General features: G+C 69.9%; 5 protein-coding genes and 1 pseudogene. 5 read left to right on the forward strand and 1 reads right to left on the reverse strand.

Annotated features, from left to right (window positions below):
- Positions 1–258: 258 nt before the first annotated feature.
- Positions 259–633 (forward strand): annotated as a pseudogene (locus AB0I42_RS12615) (transposase); the annotation flags it as partial.
- Between the two features lie 233 nt (positions 634–866).
- On the opposite strand, the gene AB0I42_RS12620 reads toward AB0I42_RS12615, so the two are convergent.
- On the reverse strand, positions 867–1,352 hold the full coding sequence (locus tag AB0I42_RS12620; protein WP_357536784.1) for a hypothetical protein: 486 nt from the start codon (positions 1,350–1,352) through the stop codon (positions 867–869).
- 447 nt (positions 1,353–1,799) lie between these two features.
- On the opposite strand from AB0I42_RS12620, the gene AB0I42_RS12625 reads away from it, so the two are divergent.
- From AB0I42_RS12625 to AB0I42_RS12640, 4 genes are all read left to right on the forward strand, one after another.
- The gene (locus AB0I42_RS12625) at positions 1,800–2,402 is read left to right on the forward strand and encodes a tetratricopeptide repeat protein (protein WP_357536786.1); all 603 of its coding nucleotides are present in this window, start codon (positions 1,800–1,802) and stop codon (positions 2,400–2,402) included.
- A gap of 124 nt (positions 2,403–2,526) precedes the next feature.
- Entirely contained in the window at positions 2,527–3,036 is a 510-nt protein-coding gene (locus AB0I42_RS12630; RefSeq protein WP_357536788.1) for an AAA family ATPase, read from the forward strand.
- Positions 3,037–4,946: 1,910 nt separating this feature from the next.
- Positions 4,947–5,852 (forward strand): replication-relaxation family protein, encoded by a 906-nt coding sequence (locus AB0I42_RS12635; protein WP_357536789.1) that lies wholly within the window; start codon positions 4,947–4,949, stop codon positions 5,850–5,852.
- Between the two features lie 93 nt (positions 5,853–5,945).
- Complete coding sequence (locus AB0I42_RS12640; protein WP_357536791.1) at positions 5,946–6,236, forward strand: DNA-binding protein; 291 nt, start codon at positions 5,946–5,948, stop codon at positions 6,234–6,236.
- Positions 6,237–6,294 lie beyond the last annotated feature (58 nt).

Below are 6,294 nucleotides of genomic sequence, written 5' to 3' on the forward strand. Positions count from 1 at the left end.
CCGAATGATGCCACCCGGCGATACCGCGGCATTACCCCGCCCCGGTCAGGTCCGCAGACCACTGACGTTTCGTCGAGGCCCGCCCCAAGGAGCACCCTTTCGGTGCAGCGCCTATACCGCTCCCCCAAGCCCAAGGAACCCGCGCGACGCCTGCGTCGGCACCGCGCCTTCGGTGGTCACCGCTGCCGCGCAGATCTACTACTCCAGTGCCCTCGAGGAGGGATCCCGTCCGGGGTGGGCGGCCAGTAGCGGCGGGCCGTGCGCTCGGACCTTTCGATCCGTACGCCGATCTCGGCCGGGTGCAGGTTCGGGCACGCCGGTACCAGAAGGCCACGGCTGCGGCAGTCCCCTTCGGCACCGGCTCTTCACCGACATCGTGCTCGAGGGAACGGCCTTCTCGGCCGTGTCGCGACTGCTGAACTCCGCGACTACCTGACCCCGGACGGGCGGCTGGTGTTGGCCGTGGACATCACATGCTGGCTGCGGCCCGAGGCACAGACCTCGCCGGAACGGATCCTGTGCCACACCTGCGGCCGCGGCAAAGGCCAGGCCATCATGATTCCGGGCTGGCCGTACTCGATGATCGCGGCTCTGGAACCCGGACGCAGTTCGCGGACCGCCCCCTTGGACTTTTAGCGCCTGGCCCCGGGTGACGGTCCATCGGGCAACGTGTAGACGTCGTTCCGCTCTCCCCTCGACCGATCGCCGGCGCCGGTCTCGAGAATTTCCAAGCCGTCCCGGCCACTACAGCCACGAGTAGTAGGTGCAGCAGGACCGAGCACTCCCGCTGTGCGATGCGCCGACGACGATTGGCCCGGAGCGAGCGCCTGCGGGGGTGCGCAGCCGCGCCTCGATAAGCCTGCTCATCATGTCCCGACGACCAGTGCAGCCGACGGCGGCCGGCTGCCCCGGCCTGGCACCAGTGCTCGCCCGGTCACCCGTGTTGGCCCAACCAGCGACGGGTTTGGGTGCAGCGACCATGACGGCGGGATGATCCGGGCCGAGGTGATCGCGGTGCGGGTGGCGTCATACCAGTCGATAAACGCCTGGCGCGGCGCGCGCCCGTCGGACTGGGTGCTCATTGGCGCCGCGCTGCGGCATGTCGCCGTCTTGGGTGCTCCCGCTGCCACTGGTGGGCGGCGGCGGGAGATCTGCTGGGCGCGGTGGGCGGTGCGTACGGGCAGGCAGGGGTAGTGCTGTCCGGTGCAGAGCAGACTCGTGCAGCGGGTCGGTCGTTCGGGCTGGGGCTGGTGGGTAGTGATGACCTTGGCGGCCATGCGCCAGAGCAGGACGTCGGTGACGTCTGCTGGTACGTCCTCGACCTGGTCGTGGATGGGATGTGTGGTGGGCATGTTCGACCTCCGGCTGGTGACGGGTGCGGTCGACCGCCGCGGAAGCCCGGGGTACGGGTGGTTTCGACGCCGACCAGGACGATGGACGCTCACCTTTTGCCGGAACTCAAGTCGTTCGGGGCGCCCATCCCCGCCGCTGCTGCCGTACGGGCCGGGGATGGTGCGTCACGGGCGCCGGGCTGACCCGGTCGCCTGCTGTGCCGTTTGGGCCGCGCTCTGGGACGGGTGTGGGGCCGGGAGGTCGGGTGACGGTGTTCGGGGGTACGGGCCGCAGCGTCGTGCCGGTGGGGCTGGTTTTCACGCCTCATCGGCGCTACGGCGGTGGCTGATGTTCGGCGTGCTGTTGGTGTGCCGGGAACGTTGGTCTGCTGGGTGGTGTCCCGTACGGCCGCTGATCCCACCGTGGTGTGCCGGGCCGGCAGCGGACGCCGTGGTTAGGGTGGCGGCATGGCACGTAGAAACCGCACCGAACCCCGCCCCGGCGACGAGGACTTCGTCCCGCTCACCGACGCCGAACGACGTGCGCACGCCGAGGCGCTGTCGATCGCCCACGCCGGCCACGACTGCGCCGAACAGGCGGCCAGTCTGCGCCAGGCCGGGGAGTACTACGCGATCCTCGGCGAACACGACCTGGCCGAGCAGGTGTTCCGCCAGGCACTCGGGATCGAGGACGGCGAACCCGGCGCCGCGCAGGCCGACTACGCCTCGTTCCTGCTCGACCGGCACCGACCTGACGAAGCCATGGCCATGATCACCGAAGCGCGTCGGCTCCACCCCGAGCACCCCGACGTGTTCAGTGTCATCGGTGAGGCCCTCGAGGAACACGGGTATGCCCAACAGGCCGTCCGCTGGTTCACCGCCGGCCTCGTATCGCACCACGGCCACCTCACGGATCTCGACCTGGACGACCTGCACGACGACTTCGATACCGAGTTGCTGGCCCGCGGCCGCTACCGGGCACGCCAGTCCCTGGGCCTGCAGCAGGACCACATCGACGCTCTGGTGCAGGAACTACAACGCGACAACGCCGCCACTGCCGACGCCCGTTAGCGCCGGCCGATCATCGAATCGATCGTTCTCTGTCGGTGAATCGGGCGCCTGGCTGGGCCGGCTCACGGCGACGGGCTGGCGCTCGTGCGATCCGGTGTTGCCGCGCGATGGCACGATCCCTCTCATGATTGTCTGGATCAACGGCGCGTTCGGTTCGGGCAAGACGACGACGGCGGGCCTGTTGACCAAGAGGTTGGACGGGGCGAAGCTGTTCGACCCCGAGCACGTCGGCTTCATGCTGATGCCGTTCGTCGAGTCACCGACCGGCGATTTCCAGGACCTGCCGCTGTGGCGGCACCTCGTGATCGAAGCGATGACCGGCCTGGCCCGGCAGTACCGGCACCCGTGGGTCGCCCCGATGAGCCTGATCAACGCGGCGTACCGGGCCGAGATCCTGGGCGGCATCCGCGGCGCCGGTGTCGAGGTCCACGAGTTCGTGCTCGCCGTGCCCGAGGACCGGCTGCGGGCCCGGATCGACAAGGACCAGGTGGAGGTGAAGGCGCGTCGGTGGCGGCACGACCATGTCGACCAGGCACTGACCACGTTCGCCTCGCTGACCGACGCCACCTTCATCGACGGGACACAGCCGCCCGAACAGGTGGCCGAGGCCGTCCTGACGCGGCTACGGGAATGACCTCTTCCGTCCGTCGTGCGGCGGGCGGTCGCACGTCCCGGTGTTCCGCCAGCCGAGCCGGACGGACTACGGAACCCGATGTAGGCGGCCGCTGTCACAGGTAGCGCTGGCCCGTCTCCGGCCAGGGCGACCGGCGCCCATTCGTCTCCCACCTACCAACCGGCGTTTGTCAGACGTGGCGAACGCCTGGCGATCTGACACCGTCTGACACGGCCGCTCGACCGCGAACTAGTCCGGATTGTTCGCATTCTCGGCACAGGTCTGGCCGTGCCCGTCGCCTGCCAGCGCCCGGAACGGCGGGCGGCCGGATCTGACAGCGGGAGTCGACGGCGCTCTGTCAGATCGGCCGTCGCGACGACCGCGGGTACGCGCGACCTCTGATCCAGAAGCGCCAGCACAACCGACAGTAACGGCCATCCGCAGATCCGAACTTGACGGTAGCGGCGTGAGCTGCTCTGTCAGATTCGCCGGATCACTGACAGATACGCTCCGCATCTGTCAGCGGGTGGCGGGGTGTTGTGAGCCTGAGGGCTGTCAGACCCTGTCAGATCGGCAGGCGTTCGCTACGTCTGACAAACGCCGATTGGTAGATGCGGGACAAGCGGGCCGCGTCAACGCCGGGCCACCGGGGTCTGGCCGGACGCGGCGGGCGGCGGCGGACGGCCGTCGACGGTCGGCGCGGAGGCGACGTCCTTCCACACCGTCGCCCGGCACCGGTCATCGTTCACGGTTCGCCGATCTGTCCCGCGTCAGCGGCGTCCCTGACGGGCATGGTGGCAGGGGCGCCTGTGACATGTTCGTGTCACAGGCGGCCGGCGATGCCAGCGGCCTCGACCTCGCTCATGACATCGACGGCGGCTGTCATGGGCGGTCGCGCCCGGGCCCCTTGGACATCTCACAGCGCCTCTGCCACCGCCTGGCGTAGCGCAGGGCGGACGGTGGCGCCGCGGTCCGGCGCCAAACCTCGACAAGGCTGTGAGCAGGCCATTCGCCAGGGCGGCGCCGCTGTCGGACCGCACGGCGGGCGCGGTGTCCTTGGGCGCGGCAGCCGACGTGGACGCGAGCCGTACACGGCAGGCGGCACTCTGGACACTCCCTCTGCCATTCCGGTCCCCGGGACGCTGTGTCAAGGGACGGACGCCGATGGCACGGGTTCCCGGACATCCGGTGTCAACGGCGCCAGCCGCTGTTGGCAGAGGTCGAGGCTCCGTGTCAGAGGTGTCTGTCACCGGTGTCCGAGGCACGGCGTCGGGTCGTTGCCGGCGCTGTCGCCGGTGTCCGTCGGCGCGGTCTCGTTCTGGCGGACGGTGGCCACGTCGTGGCTTCGCCACCGACGGCGGGCTCGTCGTTCCGGCCGTGGTTGCGGTGCGGCGGGTCGCTGACAGATCCGAGAGGTACCGTCCACGACAGCCGGTCCTCCGACGGTCTGCGGTTGTGAGCGCTTGTGAGTCCGGCAAGTGTTCGCCAGGGCTCACAAACTGCGGTTTGGTAGATGAGCACGGTCCCCGCCGGACAACTGGCTCCCCTCCACACGACGCCGGCGACAGCGGACTGGCTACGAGCCGGCGCCGCGCGGACGGCACCGCTGGTTGACCCGATGGCCGGCGCTCCGCCGCGCCCGTAACGCCGCGGTGCCAGCGCCGGGGCTGACCGGCTGGTCCTGGCCGTAGGCGTCCGGGTCCGTGGCCGGGCGCTCGTGACAGATGTCGGCGGATCCCGTTGCGGTGTCGGTGTCGTCGTCGGTGTCCGCCCACGTGTGTGCGTCGGTCTTGAGACCGACCCGCAAACGGACCGGTCCGGTCTCTGTCAGTGCCGCACACGCCGCTGCCGGCAGATCCACGCCCAGCTCAGAGAGACCTTCCCGGTCTCTCCCCTACCCCCGCATCCACACACAGGAGAAGAGGAAACCCGTGTACGACCACGTCCTACGTGCGCAATCCACCCTGACCGCCCGCGACCACACCCTGCTCGGCTGGCTCGCCGACCACGGCGTCATGACCACACCCCAGATCGCCCACGCCCTGTTCCCGTCCCTGGACTTCGCCCAACGCCGCCTCCACCGCCTACGCACCATCGGCGTCATCGACCGCTTCCGACCCCTGAAGACCGACGGCGGCACCTACCCCTACCACTACGTCCTCGACCAACTCGGCGCCGAGATCATCGCCGCCCAACGCGACCAACCGGCACCACGCCCCAGCCACACCAGGACCAGACGCCGCCGCTGGACCGTCGCCCCCGTCCTTGCCCACCGGCTCGGCGTCAACCAGTTCTTCACCGACCTCGCCGGCCACGCCCGCACCCACCCCCACCACGAACTACGAAGGTGGTGGTCAGAGGCCAGATGCCGCGAACCCGACAGCTTCCCCAACCCACACGCCAACTTCGACCTCCGCGCCTACCCCGCCCCGATCCACCCCGACGGCCACGGCATCTGGCGAACCGGCGACCACCGGGTCCCGTTCTTCCTCGAACACGACACCGGCACCGAACCCCTGACCGAACTACACCGCAAACTCCGCGGCTACCTCCGCCTCGTCGACTACGGCGGCCCCAGATGGCCCGTCCTGTTCTGGCTCCACTCCGCCCAACGCGCCCACCACCTCCACCAACACCTCGGCGACGAGGCCCGCTACGTACCCGTGGCCACCGCCAGCCGCGACCACGCCACACAAGCCGGCCTCAACCCCGCCGGCCGCCTGTGGTGGCTCCACGGCCACGACGGCCTACTCACCCTCGCCGAACTCGCCGAAGCCCTGCCCCACCTACAGGACCCCGCCTACGAGCCCGACCAGGACGCCGATCCCAACGCCTGAACCCCAGCACACCACCGAGGGCCCGCCGTCCCTGCCCGGGACGGCGGGCCCTCGGCCTACGCCTACCCATTCAGACAGCTTGGAGCCCGATTCATGAACGCCCGACGACGACGTGCCAGCAGCGACACCGGTCAGGTCTGGACCGCCGACAAGATCCACGCCCTCGGCGTCAGCACCGACCTCGCAACCGCCGCCCACATCTTCAACCTCTCCCTCGCCACCGCCTACCGCCTCGTCAAAACCAACACCTTCCCCGTACCCGTCATCCGCGCCGGCACCCACTACCGCGTCCCCACCGCCCCGATCCTGACCACCCTCGGCCTCACCCCCACCACACCCCAACACCCGCCCACAACGGGCCCACAACCCGAACCCAGCCCCTGAAAACCCCGGCCCGCCGCTGCCCGTCGACCGCCGCCCGCGCCCCGCGCCGGGCGGCGGT

This window comes from Polymorphospora sp. NPDC050346 (assembly GCF_040655695.1).
Classification (GTDB): Bacteria; Actinomycetota; Actinomycetes; order Mycobacteriales; family Micromonosporaceae; genus Polymorphospora; species Polymorphospora lycopeni.

Coding starts and splice junctions, on each gene's coding strand:
- AB0I42_RS12625 (WP_357536786.1), top strand. CDS start 1,800: ATGGCACGTAGAAACCGCACCGAACCCCGCCCCGGCGACGAGGACTTC.
- AB0I42_RS12640 (WP_357536791.1), top strand. CDS start 5,946: ATGAACGCCCGACGACGACGTGCCAGCAGCGACACCGGTCAGGTCTGG.
- AB0I42_RS12620 (WP_357536784.1), bottom strand. CDS start 1,352: ATGCCCACCACACATCCCATCCACGACCAGGTCGAGGACGTACCAGCA.
- AB0I42_RS12630 (WP_357536788.1), top strand. CDS start 2,527: ATGATTGTCTGGATCAACGGCGCGTTCGGTTCGGGCAAGACGACGACG.